Here is a 17,354-nt window from a genome sequence, read left to right on the forward strand (position 1 = left end):
CTCACCCTCCTATCCCTGAAACGATAAATTGTATGGTAACTTGCAATGGCTCACTTAAGACAGCAGGGTAGATCCCAATCAAGAGGATGAAGGCCAACAGAATAATCATGGGCACCACTTCTAATGGACGAGCATCGATGGTACCTGCCAAGGTCTCCGGCAATGGTCCAAACGTGGTACGAAGTACAGCACGAAGGAGATAGACTGCTGCAAGGATAATTCCCAATGTCCCCATGGCAGCGATGATGGGCATGGTCTGGAAGAGACCTAGGAAAGCAAGGAATTCACTAATAAAACCACTCATTCCTGGTAAACCTAATGATGCCATGGCCGCTGCTAAGAAGACTCCAGAGATAAAGGGAGCTGTCTTCGCCAGTCCACCCAGTTTCGTAATATCTGTAGTCCCTGTCCGCTCGTAGATCACGCCGATCATCAGGAAGAGCAAAGCGGAGATCAAGCCATGGGAGACTGCCTGGAAGATGGCTCCTTCAATCCCTGCTTCATTGAGGGCAGCGATACCAAAGAGGACGATCCCCATATGTGAGATACTGGCAAACGCCATCACTCGCTTTAAGTCCGTCTGAATCACGGCAAGGAAGGCGCCGTAGAGAATATTGATTAAGCCTAGGATGGCGATGAAACCTGCCAGCTCCTTCGCAACCTCAGGAAAGAGCCCCACGTTAAAACGTAGAATTCCGTAAGCGCCCATCTTCAGAAGAATACCAGAGTGAATCATCACCACGGCTGGTGGTGCCTGTACGTGCACCTTCAGCATCCAACTATGGAATGGGAAGATGGGCAGCTTGATTCCAAAGGCAACGAGTAAGGCCAAGAAAATCCCCTTCATCCAAGCTGCATTATCTGGATTCTCCGGTAGCATCTCGATAAAGGCAGCCAGCTCCGGATAGCTGATGAAGCCTGTCTGTGAAAAGAGCATGATAAAGGCGATAAGCATGATAGCAGAACCAATCCCGTTATAGAGGAGGAATTGAATCGCTGCCTTCTCCTTCTCAAAGTAACCCCAGATCCCAATGAGTAGGAAGGTGGTGACAAGGGTTACCTCAAAGAAGATAAAAAAGAGTAAGAGATTCTGCGCTGCAAAAACACCAAGCATCCCTACTTCTAGCAAGAGAAAGAGAATGAAATACTCCTTCCAACGCTTCTTGATCTGCATGGAAGCAAAGGCAGCCATGGTGGCCACAATGGTAGTGAGCAGTAGCATTACCATGGAGAGGCCATCTACCCCTAGCTGGTAACCAATATCTAGCGAAGCCCCTTCCGTCTGTAAAGGAATAGAGATCCACTGATCATTCTCTACAAACTGAAGCTCCGTGGTATCAAAGTTAAATTGACTAAAGAGAAAGAACGTGAAAATCAAGGGTAACAGTGTGGCAAGGACACCCACCCATTGAATCAGACCCGCTTTCTGCTTCGGTAAGAAAGCGAGAATTAAGACTCCGATCATGGGAGAGACGATGATGAGTGTTAATAGATGATCTACCATATGAAGTACCCCCCTGCTACTGTCAAGCCAAGGAGCAAGAGCACGAGGCCAAGAATGACCACCGCACCAGATACTTGGACCTGACCGTTTTGCACTCGTACGCCAAGACGTGCGACGAGCTGAGTTAGGTAGGCTACTAGATTAACGAGACTCTCCACAACATAGCGATCCAACCATTGCAGCAGATAACCGATGCCTCGCACCGGACGAATCACCGTTGCTGTGTAGAACTCATCCACATAGTACTTATTGAATAGGAGCTGATGGAGCGGTCGAAGCCCTTCTGCAACCCCCACTCGCTGGTGATGACGGCCATAGAAGAACCAGGCCAAGCCAATCCCAGCCAACGAGATGACCACGGCTACCACTTGAATCCAGATGGGACCACTAATATGGGCAGGATATAACGTCCCATTGGCAGTGAGCCAATCACCGAGGTAGCTCGTGAACGGTTGGGCATTGAAGAACCCTGCTACCAAACTGAGTGCCGCTAAGACGATCATGGGGAAGGTCATGGAACCCGGTGACTCCTCTGCTGCTAAGCCGGAGCGATTTTCCCCAGTAAAAGCAACGAAAAAGAGACGGAACATATAAAAGGCTGTTAAGAATGCCGTAATCATCGCTACCCAGAGTAGGACGGTACGTCCATCAGCATAGAGTGCCATGAGAATCTCATCTTTCGACCAAAAACCAGCAAAGGGTACGATCCCAGCGAGGGCTAAGGCGCCGATAAGGAAAGCCCAGCTCGTCACCTTCATCCGCTTCCAGATGCCACCCATTCGGAAAATATCCTGGGTTTGTAAACCATGAATCACACTTCCTGCAGCGAGGAAGAGCAATGCCTTGAAGAACGCATGGGTAAATAAGTGGAAGACACTTGCTACATACCCCATGGCTCCTAATGCTAGCATCATATAGCCGAGCTGACTGATGGTAGAGTAGGCAAGAATCCGTTTAATATCCCGCTGTACAAGCGCGATGGTTGCTGCGAAGATGGCGGTAAATCCACCTACATAGGCCACCACATCCAGTGCCAACGGTGAAAGTAAGAAGAGATCAAAGGTACGGGCTACCAGATAAACACCTGCAGCCACCATGGTCGCCGCGTGAATCAGCGCAGAAACTGGTGTAGGACCTTCCATGGCATCTGGCAACCAGGTATGAAGGGGGAATTGTCCCGATTTTCCCATGGCTGCGATAAAGATCAAGATAGCAATCAAACTAATCTGCCATGATTCCATGGGATGTTCTGCAATTACACCACGGGCTGCATTGGTAATCTGTTCAAAATCGAAGCTGCCCGTCCACCAGAAGATGAGACCGAGGGCGATAAAGAGTCCCATATCCCCGATCCTTGTTACGATAAAGGCTTTCTTCGCCGCTGCCTTCGCCTCAGGCTTATAGAAATAGAAGCCAATGAGCAGGAAGGAGCCTACCCCTACTAGCTCCCAGAAAATATAGAGCTGCAATAGATTGGGAGATAGTACAAGTCCTAGCATGGCAAAGGTAAAGAGGGCGAGATACGAATAGAAAACGGAAAACCGTTCATCTCCTTGCATATATCCCTTGGAGTAGATATGTACCAAAAAACTAACCAAGGAGACCACAAGGGCCATTAAACTGTTGAGTGCTGTTACTTCAAAACCCATGGTAATGGTGGTACTCCCAATGGCCAACCATTCCACTGTATATTGGTAATTCCCTGCTCCTCCCGAAAAATGTTCCCAAAAGACAAAGAGGGAAATGGTCAAAGCTGCCATCGTCGCCAGGATGCCGATATATGCGGCAAACTCTTTCAGCTGTCTGCCAAAGGCGACTAAGATGATGAAGGCGATGAAGGGGATGAGCGGGATCAGCCATGAATTCTCAATCATATGATCACCATTCCTTTTCTCTTTACTCCCTAGTGTTTAAGCAAGTTGTATTGATCCACATCCACCGTCGCCTTATTCCGATAGAGGGCAATCAAAATGGCTAAACCTACGGCAGCCTCTGCTGCTGCAACGGAAATTGTGAATAAGGAGAAGATCTGTCCTGAAAGATTGGCAAAGAGACCATACTTGGCAAAAGCGACGAGATTAATATTGGTCGCATTTAGCATCAACTCGATGGAGAGTAAGACGATGACTGCATTCCGCTTCGTCAGCGCTCCATATAACCCGAGACAAAAGAGAAATAGAGCAATGATTAAGTATGAAGATGCCGAAAGACTCATTACTTCTCATCCTCCTTTTCCCGTTTTGATAGGATGATGGCACCCACCATAGCCACCAGCAGGAGAACAGAGAGTAGCTCAAAGGGAATGACATAATTGGTAAAGAGCTGTTTCCCGATGGCCTTGGTATTATCTTCTCCTGAATAATGTACTGGAGCATTAGGCCAATCCACTTGGAAGATGGCAGATAACATCAATGCACCGAATGCTACAACCAGTAGAAAAATGAAGAACTTCCAGCCTCGATGCGATTGCTGCGCATCCTCGGCATCATGCTTCGTTAGCATGATGCCGAAGAGCATGACGATGGTGATGGCTCCTGTGTAGAGGAGGATTTGCACCACTCCGATAAATTCTGCTTCTAAGACAAAATAAAGACCGGCAATGCTTAAAAACGTGAAGGTCATGGCAATTACCATGTGTACCACCTTGGTAAAGGTGACCATGAGGGTGGCACCTGTAATCGCCATCAATGCTAGGATAATAAAGGCGATGAATTCTCCACTGATGCTCATGGTTTATTGCCCTCCCGTATATTCTGATCATTCTCATGCAACCATGTACGGTCTTTGAAAAGCTCATCGCGACTGTAGGTGGCCAATTCAAAATTATTGGTCATCACGATGGCTTCTGTGGGGCAAACTTCTGTGCAAAGATCGCAGAGAATGCATATTTCAAAGTTGATATCATAGGTATCGATGATTTTTCCTTTTCCATCAGGATTCTTCTTCCCTGTTAGCTGAATACAATTGGTGGGACATACATTGGCACACTGATTGCAGACAATACACTTCTCAGGGTAGAAATGCTGAATGCCACGAAACCGATCAGGCATGACATACTCTTCATCGGGGTAGAAATGGGTTACTTTCTTTTTCCCCATGGACTTTAGGGTGTATGCTAACCCTTTTGGTAAGCCTAACATCGAGGACACCCCTTTCTTTTTATTGATATTCGCCTTACATCCAAGTAATCCAAGCTGCGGTTAAAAAGATATTGAGCAGCGATAGGGGCATGAGCACCTTCCAAGCAAAGGGCATCAATTCATTCACCCGCACACGAGGGAAGGTGGCACGAAGCCAGAACAGGAAGAAGACGAAGAATAGCATCTTTAATACGAACCAGAGCCAGCCTGGGATAAAATCTAAACCAAAGAGCGGGAGCCAGCCTCCAAAGAAGAGGGTGGTCAATAACGCGCCCATGGAGAAAGTATACACATACTCTCCTAACATGAACATGGCAAAACGGAAGCCTGAATACTCTGTATGAAAGCCTGCAACCAACTCGGACTCCGCCTCGGGTAAGTCAAAAGGCGTTCTACTTAATTCAGCGAGAGCTGCAATCAAGAAGATGACGAAGCCGAGGAACTGGGGAATCACAAACCAAACACCCATCTCCGCTTGCTTATTGACGATCTCCACGAGATTAAGACTCCCCGTTACCATTACAACCCCTACAATGGAGAGAGCCAGGGGAATCTCATAACTGATCATCTGACCTGCTGCGCGGAGACCTCCCATGAGTGAGTATTTATTATTGGAAGCCCAGCCTCCTGCCATCGCCCCAATAATGGAGATACTCGAAAGGGCAATATAGTAAACGACCCCGATGTTCAGGTAGGCGAACTGAATGTTCTCACTGAATGGAATAATGACAAGAACAGCGAAGGATGGCATAAAGGCGAGGACTGGCGCTAGTAGATAAAGGCCACGGTCTGCATAGGTAGGCCGCACATCCTCTTTAATTAAGAGTTTCAAAACGTCGGCTATAGTCTGGAATAAACCGAGGGGTCCTACACGATTAGGACCCGTCCGTAATTGCATCCAGCCGATGACCTTCCGTTCGAAGTAGATGGCATAGGTAACATACCCCAGGATAATCATTAAGAGTGCCACCGCCGATAAGAACATGAAAAACCAAGTACTCCAGCTCAGGGGATTGTAAAGCCAATCGAGCATTAACCATCCACCTCCCCAAGGACAATATCGATGGAGCCAAGGGTTGCCACTAAGTCACCCATATGGCTCCCTTTTAATAGTTCTGGTAGAATCTGTAGGTTCGCAAAGGAAGGTCGCCGGAATTTAAGCCGATAGGGCGTGGTTTTACCCTCACTCTTGATGTAGCAACCAATCTCCCCTTTTGGCGATTCGATCCGGACATAGGTCTCACCTTTAGGTGGCTTGATAATCTTCGGTACCTTCGCCATGACAGGACCTTCTGCAGGAATCTGCTCCACAGCCTGCTCAATGATCTTGAGCGATTCTTCGATCTCGGCAAGACGAACCAGATAGCGCGCCCATGCATCCCCCGTTGTCTCTGTAGGAACATCAAAATCAAAGCGATCATAGATGGAATAAGGCTCATCCTTCCGTAGATCAAATGGGATGCCTGTGCAGCGCAGCATCGGACCACTAAGTCCATACTGCATGGCCAGGGCTTGATCATACTTCCCGATGCCCTTTGTGCGATTCATCACAATCTCGTTGCCCGTAACGAGCTGATGGAAGCCCTTCAGCTCTTTCCGCATAAAGGGGACAAAATCAGCCACCTTCTGTAGCCAGCCTTCTGGTGCATCCCACTTTACACCACCAACACGCATATAATTATAGGTCATTCGTGCACCTGTTAGCTCATTGAATAATACGAGAATCTCTTCCCGTGAACGGAAGGCATAAAGGAATGGACCGGTAGCCCCCAAGTCTAGCAGGAAGGTGCCCCACCAGACTAAGTGGGATGCAACCCGATTCAACTCCATGGCGATCACCCGAAGGTATTCCGCCCGTTCGGGGATCTCAATACCCATCATGGTCTCCACAGCATGAACCAGCACATAGTTATTGGTCATGGCAGAGAGATAATCCATCCGGTCTGTATAAGGAATAATCTGTGTATAGGTAAGATCCTCTGCCAGCTTCTCGGTACCACGATGGAGGTAGCCAATCACTGGCTTTGAATCGATAATGGATTCACCATCAATCTTGAGAACCACCCGTAAAACCCCGTGTGTACTGGGATGTTGAGGTCCTACATTGATGAGCATCTCCTCAGTTCGAAGTCCTGTACTAAAACTCATCCCTCACACCTCCTCATCATACTGAACATAATCTTTACGGAGTGGATGGCCGACCCAATCTGGTGGTAGCATGATGCGTTCCAGGTTGGGGTGATTGGTGAACTCAATCCCCATTAAGTCATACACTTCTCGTTCGTACCAGTTAGCGCCCTTCCAGATGTCTGTAAGTGAGGCGACTACTGGCGCTTCCCGATCGAGGCGAGTCTTAATTGCGATGCCTCGCTTCTTCGCGAAGGAGTAGAGTGTACAATAGACTTCCATCTCCATCTGTAAATCGATACTATGCAGCTCTGAAAAGTATTCAAAAGAAAGGTCTGGATGCTGATGTAAAATTTCAGCCACCTCATGCCAAGCATCCCGTTTCACCACCAGTGTAGGGATATCCTTGGATCGTTCATTGATGTAACTCTCCTCAATCACTTCTTCGTCGAGCAAGGAAGTGATAATTGTCACATACTCGTCCAACCAAGGCTGATGAGGGGATGGAGCCGCTATTTCACTTGCTTCTGCCTCTTTCCCTGCGTCTGCAAGCGCTTTCTCTTTTTCCACTAGAATTTTCTTTTCTTCTGCTTTCTCTACTGGTGCTTTTTCTACTGTTGCCTTCTCAGCCTCTGTTTTATCTAATTTCTCCTCGCTCATTCTGCAATCACCCGCTTTCCATCCCGCGCTTCACGACGAATCTTCTCCTGCAATTTATTCAGTCCGTAAATGAGCGCCACTGGACTGGGTGGACAGCCTGGAATATAGACATCCACTGGAACGATCTGGTCCACACCCTTAACTACCGAGTAGGAGCGGACATAGGGTCCCCCTGCTGTTGCGCATGAGCCCATGGCGATAACCCATTTCGGCTCGGGCATCTGGTCATAGAGCCGACGTAGTACTGGTGCCATCTTCTTCGTTACCGTACCTGCTACGATCATGAGATCAGCTTGGCGTGGGGTCGCACGGAAGATTACGCCAAAGCGGTCAGCATCATAATGAGCACCACTGGTTGCCATCATCTCAATGGCACAGCACGCTAAGCCGAAGCCTAATGGCCAGATGGAATTGCTCCGTGCCCAGCCCTTAATCTGTTCAAAGCTGGTCATTAAGACATTCCGTTGAATCTGTTCTGCCACGTCAGGTGTTACATCCTCGAGATTCCACGCTTTTAAATCCATTCTAACACCTTCTTTTTCCATGCATAAAGCAAGCCGATTAATAAGGTCACAATAAAAATGCCCATCTCAATCATGGCAAAGGCTCCTAATTCTCGGAAAGCCACCGCCCATGGATAGAGAAAGACAGCTTCGACGTCAAAAATGACAAAGAGTAATGCGAAAATATAATACCGAACACTAAACCGTACCCAGCTTTGGCCATAGGGATCGATCCCACTCTCGTAGGTTAACCCCTTTTCTCGCGTAGGCTGGTGAGGACGTAATAAGTTCCCGATACCTACTGCCACGATAGGCAAGCCAATACCGATGATGAGGAACGTCGCTAAGATAATGTAGCTATTGGTATACAGAATCTCTTCCATCCTGCTTCCCTCCTAACTCCATGTTGTCCCACATTTTTACTTCATAGTTTGTTCAAATTTTAACCCAATGTCATTATAACAAAACTGCTCAAGTGTGTCTAACATGAGAAGCACTTGAACTGCTTTTCTGATCAAAAAAAAAGAAAAAGCGAAGGAGTGGATTCCTTCGCTTTTTCTTCTCACTTTTAAACTTGTAGATTGCATCAACATGCGTCTCTAAAGTGCAGCATTTCCGCTTTACTTTTGAACGGCTTTAATCCGATTAACAGCACGCTGTAATGCGATTTGTGCCCGCTTGAAATCGATCTCTTCAACACCGGTTTGAGCAAGGCGACGTTCAGCCCGCTCTTTCGCAGCCATGGCCCGATCTAAATCGATCTCATCTGGCAACTCTGCCGAATTGGCCAGAATGGTCACGATAGAGTCATGCACTTCCATGAAACCACCACTGATGACGATTAGGTCCTCTGTTTCATGGTGTTTAACCCTCACGTGGGAGATTTCCAGAGGTGTGACCAAAGGAATATGCTTAGGTAAGATCCCTAATTCTCCATTGGTGCTTTTCACCACCACCATATTGGCATCCTCTTCTCGGTAGACGCGCCGTTCCGGTGTGACCACCTCAACTTGCATCTTGCTCATTGGCTTTGCCCCCCTTTTCTACGGTGGGTTACACTTGCATGGATTTTGCTTTTTCTACTACGTCTTCGATCCGGCCTACAAGACGGAAGGCATCTTCAGGAAGATCATCGTATTTTCCTTCGAGGATCTCTTTAAAGCCTTGTACAGTCTCATTGACTGGCACATAGCTTCCAGGTTGTCCAGTAAACTGTTCAGCCACGTGGAAGTTTTGTGAAAGGAAGAATTGAACGCGACGTGCACGATGTACAGTTAGCTTATCATCTTCAGAGAGCTCATCCATCCCGAGAATGGCGATGATATCTTGAAGCTCTTTATAGCGTTGTAATACTTCTTGTACCTTACGAGCAATAGCATAGTGCTCTTCCCCAACGATCTCTGGTGCAAGTGCACGAGATGTGGAGGCTAGTGGGTCCACCGCTGGATAGATCCCCATCTCAGAAAGACGACGCTCCAAGTTGGTTGTGGCATCCAAGTGAGCGAATGTTGTTGCAGGAGCAGGGTCAGTATAGTCATCGGCAGGTACATAAATAGCCTGGATGGAAGTGATTGACCCCTTCTTAGTAGAAGTGATCCGCTCTTGTAAGGCACCCATTTCTGTAGCAAGGGTTGGTTGGTAACCTACAGCTGAAGGCATACGGCCTAGCAACGCAGATACCTCGGAACCTGCTTGGGTAAAACGGAAGATATTATCGATAAAGAGCAATACGTCTTGCCCTAGTTCATCACGGAAGTATTCAGCCATGGTTAGACCAGTAAGCGCCACGCGCATCCGAGCGCCAGGTGGTTCGTTCATCTGACCGAAGACCATCGCTGTCTTCTTAATAACTCCAGAGTCTTTCATTTCGAAGTAGAGGTCATTCCCTTCACGGGTACGCTCCCCTACCCCAGCAAATACAGAAATACCACCATGTTCTTGAGCGATATTATGAATCAGTTCTTGAATCAATACGGTCTTACCTACACCGGCACCACCGAATAGCCCGATCTTACCACCCTTTACATAAGGGGCAAGTAGGTCGATAACCTTGATCCCTGTTTCGAGAATCTCAGTTTTCGTAGAAAGATCATCATATGCTGGTGCAGGGCGATGGATAGGATAGTGTTGTGCTGCCTTCACATCCCCTTGCATATCGATGCTTTCACCTAATACGTTAAATACACGGCCTAGTGTACCTTCACCTACTGGCACACTGATTGGCTTCCCTGTATCGAGCACCTCGATCCCCCGAACCAATCCGTCGGTGGAGGACATGGCTACGGTACGAACGACGTTATCTCCAAGATGGAGTGCAACTTCAAGGGTAAGGTGAATACTTACTTCGCCTTTGTTTTTTGCTTCGTGATCGATACGTAATGCATTGTATAAGTCAGGTAGTTGGCCTTGTTCAAACTGTACGTCAACAACAGGGCCCATTACCTGAAGAACACGTCCCTTGTTCATCCATTTCCCTCCTCACTCTGTGATTCCTTATTCAAGGGCAGAAGCACCTGCCACAATTTCCGTAATCTCTTGTGTGATGGATGCTTGACGCGCTTTGTTAAATTGAAGCGTATACGACTTAATCACTTCTTCAGCATTATCGGTCGCATTGGTCATTGCACTCATCCGTGCGGCATGTTCTGCTGCTTTGGCATCTAACAGCGCACTATAAATCAACGTTTCTGCATACTTTGGTAACAGTACATTCAAAACTTCAGCATTGGATGGTTCGAAGATATAGGTTGTTTGAGCTGTTTTTTGCTCGCCTTCTTCAAGATTCTCCAATGGAAGCAAGCGTTTTTCTGTTGGCTGTTGTGTGATGGGATTTACGAAGTGATTATAGAAGAGATAGAGCTCATCATATTCACCTTCGCTGAAGTAGCTGACTGCCTTCTTAGCTAGGGTTTCGATCCCTGCAAAGCTAGGCTGGTCTGGTACACCCAATACCTTATCGATCACTTGGATACCAAGACGCTTACAGAACTCATAGCCGCTACGTCCCATAGCAAACACCACATATTCATCAGCGGACTGATGGCGCGAACGAATGGACTCCAGTAATTTACGGAACAGGTTCGCGTTGTAGCCACCGCACAATCCACGATCTGATGTGATCAGAAGATAGGCCGTTTTCTTCACGGGACGGGAGATTAACATGGGATGGGTCTTATCCTCAGGCGACAATGCACCTGCTATGGAGAGTACCACATCACGCATCTTCTCTGCGTATGGTAAGGATTGCTGAGCGCGTTCCTGTGCACGACGTAATTTGGAGGCGGATACCAGCTCCATAGCGCTGGTGATCTGCTTTGTCTTCTTCGTCGACGTTATGCGCGTTTTTATATCACGTAAGGATGCCAATTGATTCACCACCTTTTCGCGCTTACTGGCGGAGATTTATCGATTAAGAGATTGCAAAGACTTTCTTGAAGCCTTCGATAGCTCCATTCATTTGATCTTCATCTGCAAGCTTACCTGTTGTCCGAATATGATCCAGGAGATCCTGATGATTCATCTCGAGGTAGCTATATAGCTCTGCTTCGAAGCGACGCACATCATCAACAGGAATATCGTCGATGAAGCCATGTGTTAAGGCGTAGAGGATGAAGACTTGTTTTTCAACCGCTAATGGTTGGTGTAAGCCTTGTTTCAAGATCTCTACGGTCCGTTCACCACGAGCTAGCTTCGCTTTTGTGGCAGCATCAAGGTCAGAACCGAATTGAGCAAATGCTTCCAACTCACGATAAGAAGCCAAGTCAAGACGAAGGGTACCTGCTACCTTCTTCACCGCCTTGATTTGTGCGGACCCACCTACCCGGGATACGGAAAGACCTGCACTGATCGCAGGGCGAACACCGGAGAAGAAGAGGTCGGATAGTAAGAAGATTTGTCCATCGGTAATGGAAATTACGTTGGTAGGAATATAAGCAGAGATATCTCCTGCTTGAGTTTCGATGATTGGTAGAGCAGTGATAGAGCCACCACCTAGTTCATCAGACAACTTTGCAGCCCGTTCCAATAAGCGAGAGTGGAGATAGAAAACGTCCCCTGGATAAGCTTCACGACCTGGCGGACGACGGAGCAAGAGGGAGAGTTCCCGATAAGCTGCCGCTTGCTTGGACAGGTCATCATAGATAATCAGAACGTGCTTGCCGCTATACATAAATTCTTCTGCCATGGCAACACCAGCATATGGTGCAAGATAAAGCATTGGTGCTGGCTCAGATGCAGAAGCAGAAACGACGATACTGTAGTCAAGGGCACCATGTTGACGAAGTGTTTCAACAACGCCAGCAACGGTGGATTGCTTCTGACCGATTGCAACATAGATACAGATTACATCTTGACCTTTTTGGTTGATGATCGTATCGATGGCAACGGCTGTTTTCCCTGTTTGACGGTCACCGATGATCAACTCACGTTGACCACGGCCGATTGGTACAAGGGCATCAATAGCCTTCAAACCAGTTTGCAGTGGTTGGTGAACCGATTTCCGGTCCATAACACCTGGTGCACGGTTTTCAATTGGACGATACTTGCTAGTGTTGAGTGGTCCTTTTCCATCGATAGGTTGACCGATGGCATTGACTACCCGGCCTAGCAATTGTTCGCCGACAGGAACTTCCATGATACGGCCAGTCCGTTTCACTTGGTCCCCTTCACGAATATCTTGGTAGGGACCTAAGATAATAATCCCCACATTATCTTCATCTAGGTTTTGTGCAAGACCCATTATTCCGTTGGAGAATTCAACGAGTTCTCCGGCCATGACCTCTTCGAGACCATGAACACGAGCGATCCCGTCCCCAACCTGAATAACAGTTCCTACGTCGGAAACTTCAACTACGGACTTGAAGTTTTCAATCTGTTGCTTAATGATTGAACTGATCTCTTCAGGTCGAATCGCACTCACTACTATTCACCCCTATCTACATGCTTTGCGCCAATAATCCATTTTGAAAACGCTGTAGTTGCAGGCGTAAGCTTCCATCATATACTCGATCGCCTACACGGACAACCAGCCCGCCTACGATCTCTGGCTTCACTTCGTTGCGAACACGGAGCTTTTTGCCAATGGCTTGGCTAAAAGTCTCAGCCACTTTCGTCAGCTCGGCCTCTGGTAACGCTTGGGTAGAATAGACCACAGCCTCTTCTACACCGCGGGCTTCGTTAGCCAGTTTGGTATAAACATGGACAATATCCGTTAATGTTGCCAATCGCCCACTATCGATCAACAGAAAAAGAAAATTTTCTGTCTCTTGGGACAGAATGGAGGCGAATACTTCCTTCACAATCTTTTTCTTCTCATCACGACCAATTTTCGGATGAAATAGGAGCGTGAATAGTTGCGGTTGATCCTGGAGCGCTTGAAGAATGGTTTGTAGTTCTTCTTCAGTACGATCCAGCGTCTTCCGCTCGATAGTCACTTCGAAGAGGGCCTTGGCATAACGACGTGCCACTGGGCTACTCATCGCTCTTCCCCTACCTCTTTCAAGTATTGGTCAATCAATTTTGCCTGCGCCTTTTCATCCAATTGTTGTTCAATAATCTTGGATGCAAGTAATACAGACAATGTTCCTACTTGGTCACGAAGGGCAGCCATAGCTTCCACTTTCTCTTGTTGGATCTCCTTCACTGCGTCTTCCTTCAGTGATTGGGCTTCAGTCTTCGCACGAGCAAGAATATCATCTGCTTCTTTTTGACTAATTGCACGAGCTTGATCAAGAATTTTTTTGGCATCATTACGAGCCTGTGTCAATTCTTCTTTTTGTTCGGCTAAATATTTGGCAGCCTCATCGCGATTCTTCTCAGCAGTTGCCAATTGGTTCTCAATCCGGTCTTGCCGGCGTTGCATCATACCGAGCAATGGCTTATAGGCAAGGCGATGCAGGATAAATAAAAGGAGCGCAAATACAACTAATGTATAGAGAATTGTCCCCCATTGAACCGAAATCCCCACGACGATTCACTCCCTTCACAGCACAGAATAAACATGAAAAGGTTTACTTTTCCATATTATGAGCGTTGACATAAGGAATGGCGAAGGCTCGAGATGGAGCCCCGCCATAAGCATCGGCTTAGTTCAAGCCAATTAGCTAAACATAATCATAAATGCGATAACGGCACCGATGATTGGGAGTGCCTCAACAAGACCAACACCGATGAACATCGTAGTTTGTAAAGCACCACGTAGTTCTGGTTGACGAGCGATACTCTCCACAGTACGAGATACGATCATCCCGTTGGCAATACTAGCACCAAAAGCAGCTAAACCAATAGCAATTGCAGCAGCAAGCATATTCATTGAATATGTCCTCCCTTCAAATTTTCACACTTGTTTTGTAATGATTTATAAGGATTCCCTTCCGAATCGGAAGAAATTTTGTAACGTTTTTCACGTGGTACATCAAAATTTAAAACAACCAAACCTTCCTCTACATGAGGAGCTCTTACACTACGCTTGCGCCTAGTGGTCGGTGTCCACACGATGAGCGATATAAACCATGGTCAACATGGTGAATACGAAGGCTTGTAGGGTACCTACGAAGATACTAAATCCTTGCCATGCCATCGTTGGGACGATACCAAAAATGGCGCCCAAGATGCCGCTGGTTCCTAAGCCTGATAGTAATGATAGCAAGACCTCACCAGCGAAGATGTTCCCAAATAGACGCATGCCCAACGTTAATCCATTGGCTAACACTTCGATAAAGTTTAAGATGAACATGATTGCAAATGGTGCAAAGAAGCTCTTTATCCATTTGCCAGCACCTAACTCACGTATACCAAAGATGTTAGAAAGAATGATGACCATAAAGGATAACGTCAAGGTAACATGGGGGTCGGCTGTCGGTGACTTCCACCAGAGATAGTGAACCGCTTCACCATCTACCACTTGCTCTGTAACCACTGCAAATGGTAAGCCTAGCATATTGGCCACAAAGATGAAGAGCATTAAGGTTAATGCCAGGGTTAGATATTTCTCACCCTTCTTCAAACTCATGGTGGAACCAATAATGGTGCCCCTGACAAAATCCACTAAGCCTTCTAGTACATTTTGCAGACCGCGTGGTTTGTCCTCAGAGAGCTTACGTGTTGCAGCAAGCACAATGATTAGAACAATGACAGCGGTTACGGTAACCATGAGCATGGTGGACTTGCTAAACGTCATTCCTAGCCATTCAAATGTTGGATTCTCGTGTCCCATTGCTTCTACCTCACCCCTTTCTTCACAGACCACGCTAGGCATGATCAAGAGAGATTACACCCTCCCTCAAGTAGATTGCCAATAAGGAAGAATGGAAGATTGTTTGTAGTTTATTGTAAATGGAATAATCCATCCACTACCATGATGATATGGGTTAGTAATAAGCCTATGACGAATGCAATTAAATCAAATGTTTCTGGAAAACGTACAACCAGCATCACACCAAGCGCAATGGTAGCGAAGCGAATCAGCATCCCACTAGTACGGAGACGCTTCGAGCCACTAAGTATAGTCTCAGTGATCTGAATGGTTCTACGAGCGGTCAGGATCATATTGTATGTGCTTACAATTGTGCCAAGCATAAAGCCTGCCACATAGATCCGCCATGATGCGATCAGGAAAAAAGGTAAGGCAAGAATCAAAAAAAAGAGGGAAATACGAAGAATACGCGCTGTTAGGCGCTGCAAATCATTTCTTGTCTGTTCTTGCATATCGCTTCACCAACTGCATCACACTCATAATCCCTAGGCCCATCCCCAGAAAGAGCCCAATAATTAAAAAAAGAGGAGTGGTTCCCCATTGTTTGTCCAGCCAGCGGCCACCGAAAAGTCCTAACAATGTTCCTCCCACTAGATCGGAGGTAATTGCCCCTACCAGAAACATCGTTTTGAACGGTGAATCAGGTCGCTGCTCAGGCATCTGGATGACTCCTTTTTTCTCTTCTGTTTGGCTAGGATATTTCAAAAAAGCCATATATTCAACGAGTAAATGCACATCCTTCGATATCGTACAACAGGGCAAATATTTTGTCAATGACGAATTGGCAACCGATCTGCTCTAGTTAAAATGAAAATGGACCAGTAGTGCCAACGATGGGCTACTGATCCTATAATTTCCTTTAACCTTGATTTTTATGCGATCAAGTAGACATGGTTCAGGTGGAGTTTGATACCCCAGCTGAACCTTCGTCCCCTTAGCTTCTTTCCCGTTCTACAACAGCAGCGATACCTTGACCCCCACCAATACAGAGCGTCGCTAGACCATATCGAGAATCACGACGAGCCATTTCATGGAGAAGTGTCACAAAAATTCTTGCTCCACTGGCACCAATGGGGTGACCAAGGGCAATGGCTCCACCGTTCACATTCACAATCTCCGGATCCAATTGGAGATCGCGGATCACGGCCAGTGCCTGTGCAGCAAAGGCTTCATTCGCCTCCACGAGATCGATTTGGTCCATTTGAATTCCCGCTCGTTCAAGGGCTAACTTGCTTGCAGGAATGGGGCCAAGTCCCATCAATGCTGGATCTACCCCTGCTCGACCAAAGCCCCGAATCACCGCCAGCGGCGTTAAACCACGCTTCCTTGCCTCTTCTCTGCTCATTAATAAGAGCGCTGCTGCCCCATCATTAATACCCGAGGCATTCCCTGCAGTTACTGTACCATCCTTCTGAAAGACCGATGGTAGCTGCATTAGCTTCGCTAAGGTCGTGTCATTACGAGGAGACTCATCAATTTGCAGATGGATAGGATCCCCCTTCCGTTGTGGAATGGTGAGAGGGAGAATCTCAGCTTGAAAGCGTCCATTTTTCTGAGCCGTTGCCGCTTTCTGTTGGCTTGCTAAGGCGAATTGGTCCTGTTCCTCCCGAGATAACCCATAGCGTGCCGCAATATTCTCTGCTGTCACACCCATATGGTACTGATTAATGGCACAATGGAGTCCATCCTGAAGCATCGAATCCTGAACCTGTTGGTCACCCATACGATACCCATGCCGTGCCCCTGGCAAAAGATAGGGGGCATTGCTCATACTCTCCATGCCACCGGCCACCACGATCTCCGCTTCGCCGCAAGCAATGGCCTGCCAACCGAGGTGAACTGCCTTGAGTCCAGAACCACAGAGTTTATTCACAGCATAGGAAGGAACAGAGGTAGGGAGCCCCGCCTGTAGCGCAGCTTGTCGCGCTGGACCCTGCCCTACCCCTGCTTGTAATACATGCCCTAGAATTACTTCATCTACGTGCTCTCCAGCTACACTTGCGTCATGGAGAACTGCTTCGATCACCTTGGCACCTAACTGAGGTGCTGTCAATGATGCTAGTTGACCAGCGAATCGTCCAATGGGTGTACGCTTCGCACTCACAATCACCACATCACGTAACATCGTTCCTCACTCCTTCACCGTTCTAGAGGCTTCTCGTGAAGGA

General features: G+C 47.3%; 21 protein-coding genes. All 21 read right to left on the reverse strand.

Features of this window, described 5'->3' with window-relative positions:
- Position 1 precedes the first annotated feature (1 nt).
- Positions 2-1,504 carry a complex I subunit 4 family protein gene (locus BN1691_RS06945; RefSeq protein ID WP_048601489.1) on the reverse strand — a complete coding sequence of 501 codons (1,503 nt, stop codon included), beginning with the start codon at positions 1,502-1,504 and terminating at the stop codon, positions 2-4.
- A complete protein-coding gene (gene nuoL / locus BN1691_RS06950; RefSeq protein ID WP_048601490.1) occupies positions 1,498-3,378 on the reverse strand; it encodes an NADH-quinone oxidoreductase subunit L in 1,881 nt (626 codons plus the stop codon). The genes BN1691_RS06945 and nuoL overlap by 7 nt, the downstream gene beginning before the upstream one ends.
- A 29-nt stretch (positions 3,379-3,407) precedes the next feature.
- Positions 3,408-3,719 carry an NADH-quinone oxidoreductase subunit NuoK gene (nuoK, locus tag BN1691_RS06955; protein WP_048601491.1) on the reverse strand — a complete coding sequence of 104 codons (312 nt, stop codon included), beginning with the start codon at positions 3,717-3,719 and terminating at the stop codon, positions 3,408-3,410.
- Positions 3,719-4,228, reverse strand: coding sequence for an NADH-quinone oxidoreductase subunit J (locus BN1691_RS06960; protein ID WP_048601685.1), 510 nt, complete (start codon positions 4,226-4,228; stop codon positions 3,719-3,721). The genes nuoK and BN1691_RS06960 overlap by 1 nt, the downstream gene beginning before the upstream one ends.
- Before the next feature lie 2 nt (positions 4,229-4,230).
- Positions 4,231-4,644: an NADH-quinone oxidoreductase subunit NuoI gene (gene nuoI / locus BN1691_RS06965; protein ID WP_048601492.1), complete on the reverse strand. Its 414-nt coding sequence runs from the start codon at positions 4,642-4,644 to the stop codon at positions 4,231-4,233.
- Positions 4,645-4,678: 34 nt separating this feature from the next.
- On the reverse strand, positions 4,679-5,677 hold the full coding sequence (nuoH, locus tag BN1691_RS06970) for an NADH-quinone oxidoreductase subunit NuoH (RefSeq protein ID WP_048601493.1): 999 nt from the start codon (positions 5,675-5,677) through the stop codon (positions 4,679-4,681).
- The gene (locus tag BN1691_RS06975) at positions 5,677-6,792 is read right to left on the reverse strand and encodes an NADH-quinone oxidoreductase subunit D (protein ID WP_048601494.1); all 1,116 of its coding nucleotides are present in this window, start codon (positions 6,790-6,792) and stop codon (positions 5,677-5,679) included. Before BN1691_RS06975 ends, nuoH begins: the two co-directional genes overlap by 1 nt.
- A gap of 3 nt (positions 6,793-6,795) precedes the next feature.
- Positions 6,796-7,431 carry an NADH-quinone oxidoreductase subunit C gene (locus BN1691_RS06980; RefSeq protein WP_053083720.1) on the reverse strand — a complete coding sequence of 212 codons (636 nt, stop codon included), beginning with the start codon at positions 7,429-7,431 and terminating at the stop codon, positions 6,796-6,798.
- On the reverse strand, positions 7,428-7,955 hold the full coding sequence (locus BN1691_RS06985; RefSeq protein WP_048601495.1) for a NuoB/complex I 20 kDa subunit family protein: 528 nt from the start codon (positions 7,953-7,955) through the stop codon (positions 7,428-7,430). Before BN1691_RS06985 ends, BN1691_RS06980 begins: the two co-directional genes overlap by 4 nt.
- Positions 7,946-8,317, reverse strand: coding sequence for an NADH-quinone oxidoreductase subunit A (locus BN1691_RS06990; RefSeq protein ID WP_048601496.1), 372 nt, complete (start codon positions 8,315-8,317; stop codon positions 7,946-7,948). Before BN1691_RS06990 ends, BN1691_RS06985 begins: the two co-directional genes overlap by 10 nt.
- Positions 8,318-8,554: 237 nt before the next feature.
- The gene (locus BN1691_RS06995; RefSeq protein WP_048601497.1) at positions 8,555-8,959 is read right to left on the reverse strand and encodes a F0F1 ATP synthase subunit epsilon; all 405 of its coding nucleotides are present in this window, start codon (positions 8,957-8,959) and stop codon (positions 8,555-8,557) included.
- A 28-nt stretch (positions 8,960-8,987) separates the two neighbouring features.
- Positions 8,988-10,400: a F0F1 ATP synthase subunit beta gene (atpD, locus tag BN1691_RS07000; protein ID WP_048601498.1), complete on the reverse strand. Its 1,413-nt coding sequence runs from the start codon at positions 10,398-10,400 to the stop codon at positions 8,988-8,990.
- Between the two features lie 27 nt (positions 10,401-10,427).
- Entirely contained in the window at positions 10,428-11,300 is an 873-nt protein-coding gene (gene atpG, locus BN1691_RS07005; RefSeq protein WP_048601499.1) for an ATP synthase F1 subunit gamma, read from the reverse strand.
- 43 nt (positions 11,301-11,343) lie between these two features.
- The gene (gene atpA / locus BN1691_RS07010; RefSeq protein ID WP_048601500.1) at positions 11,344-12,852 is read right to left on the reverse strand and encodes a F0F1 ATP synthase subunit alpha; all 1,509 of its coding nucleotides are present in this window, start codon (positions 12,850-12,852) and stop codon (positions 11,344-11,346) included.
- 16 nt (positions 12,853-12,868) lie between these two features.
- The gene (locus BN1691_RS07015) at positions 12,869-13,411 is read right to left on the reverse strand and encodes a F0F1 ATP synthase subunit delta (RefSeq protein ID WP_048601501.1); all 543 of its coding nucleotides are present in this window, start codon (positions 13,409-13,411) and stop codon (positions 12,869-12,871) included.
- Positions 13,408-13,899 (reverse strand): F0F1 ATP synthase subunit B, encoded by a 492-nt coding sequence (gene atpF / locus BN1691_RS07020; protein WP_076850132.1) that lies wholly within the window; start codon positions 13,897-13,899, stop codon positions 13,408-13,410. Before atpF ends, BN1691_RS07015 begins: the two co-directional genes overlap by 4 nt.
- A 132-nt stretch (positions 13,900-14,031) precedes the next feature.
- A complete protein-coding gene (gene atpE, locus BN1691_RS07025) occupies positions 14,032-14,244 on the reverse strand; it encodes a F0F1 ATP synthase subunit C (protein WP_048601503.1) in 213 nt (70 codons plus the stop codon).
- Between the two features lie 162 nt (positions 14,245-14,406).
- Entirely contained in the window at positions 14,407-15,147 is a 741-nt protein-coding gene (gene atpB / locus BN1691_RS07030; RefSeq protein WP_048601687.1) for a F0F1 ATP synthase subunit A, read from the reverse strand.
- Positions 15,148-15,257: 110 nt separating this feature from the next.
- Positions 15,258-15,638, reverse strand: a complete 381-nt coding sequence (locus BN1691_RS07035; RefSeq protein ID WP_048601504.1) for an ATP synthase subunit I — start codon at positions 15,636-15,638, stop codon at positions 15,258-15,260.
- Positions 15,616-15,846, reverse strand: coding sequence for an AtpZ/AtpI family protein (locus BN1691_RS07040; protein WP_048601688.1), 231 nt, complete (start codon positions 15,844-15,846; stop codon positions 15,616-15,618). The genes BN1691_RS07035 and BN1691_RS07040 overlap by 23 nt, the downstream gene beginning before the upstream one ends.
- 274 nt (positions 15,847-16,120) lie before the next feature.
- The gene (locus BN1691_RS07045; protein WP_048601505.1) at positions 16,121-17,311 is read right to left on the reverse strand and encodes an acetyl-CoA C-acetyltransferase; all 1,191 of its coding nucleotides are present in this window, start codon (positions 17,309-17,311) and stop codon (positions 16,121-16,123) included.
- Between the last annotated feature and the right edge of the window lie 43 nt (positions 17,312-17,354).

It is taken from the genome of Rubeoparvulum massiliense, assembly GCF_001049895.1.
GTDB classification, from domain to species: domain Bacteria; phylum Bacillota; class Bacilli; order Rubeoparvulales; family Rubeoparvulaceae; genus Rubeoparvulum; species Rubeoparvulum massiliense.

Coding starts and splice junctions, on each gene's coding strand:
- nuoL (WP_048601490.1), bottom strand. CDS start 3,378: ATGATTGAGAATTCATGGCTGATCCCGCTCATCCCCTTCATCGCCTTC.
- atpD (WP_048601498.1), bottom strand. CDS start 10,400: ATGAACAAGGGACGTGTTCTTCAGGTAATGGGCCCTGTTGTTGACGTA.
- BN1691_RS06995 (WP_048601497.1), bottom strand. CDS start 8,959: ATGAGCAAGATGCAAGTTGAGGTGGTCACACCGGAACGGCGCGTCTAC.
- BN1691_RS07015 (WP_048601501.1), bottom strand. CDS start 13,411: ATGAGTAGCCCAGTGGCACGTCGTTATGCCAAGGCCCTCTTCGAAGTG.
- BN1691_RS07040 (WP_048601688.1), bottom strand. CDS start 15,846: ATGCCTGAGCAGCGACCTGATTCACCGTTCAAAACGATGTTTCTGGTA.
- BN1691_RS06980 (WP_053083720.1), bottom strand. CDS start 7,431: ATGAGCGAGGAGAAATTAGATAAAACAGAGGCTGAGAAGGCAACAGTA.
- nuoK (WP_048601491.1), bottom strand. CDS start 3,719: ATGAGTCTTTCGGCATCTTCATACTTAATCATTGCTCTATTTCTCTTT.
- atpE (WP_048601503.1), bottom strand. CDS start 14,244: ATGAATATGCTTGCTGCTGCAATTGCTATTGGTTTAGCTGCTTTTGGT.
- BN1691_RS07035 (WP_048601504.1), bottom strand. CDS start 15,638: ATGCAAGAACAGACAAGAAATGATTTGCAGCGCCTAACAGCGCGTATT.
- atpB (WP_048601687.1), bottom strand. CDS start 15,147: ATGGGACACGAGAATCCAACATTTGAATGGCTAGGAATGACGTTTAGC.
- nuoH (WP_048601493.1), bottom strand. CDS start 5,677: ATGCTCGATTGGCTTTACAATCCCCTGAGCTGGAGTACTTGGTTTTTC.
- BN1691_RS07045 (WP_048601505.1), bottom strand. CDS start 17,311: ATGTTACGTGATGTGGTGATTGTGAGTGCGAAGCGTACACCCATTGGA.
- BN1691_RS06945 (WP_048601489.1), bottom strand. CDS start 1,504: ATGGTAGATCATCTATTAACACTCATCATCGTCTCTCCCATGATCGGA.
- BN1691_RS06990 (WP_048601496.1), bottom strand. CDS start 8,317: ATGGAAGAGATTCTGTATACCAATAGCTACATTATCTTAGCGACGTTC.
- nuoI (WP_048601492.1), bottom strand. CDS start 4,644: ATGTTAGGCTTACCAAAAGGGTTAGCATACACCCTAAAGTCCATGGGG.
- BN1691_RS06985 (WP_048601495.1), bottom strand. CDS start 7,955: ATGGATTTAAAAGCGTGGAATCTCGAGGATGTAACACCTGACGTGGCA.
- BN1691_RS06975 (WP_048601494.1), bottom strand. CDS start 6,792: ATGAGTTTTAGTACAGGACTTCGAACTGAGGAGATGCTCATCAATGTA.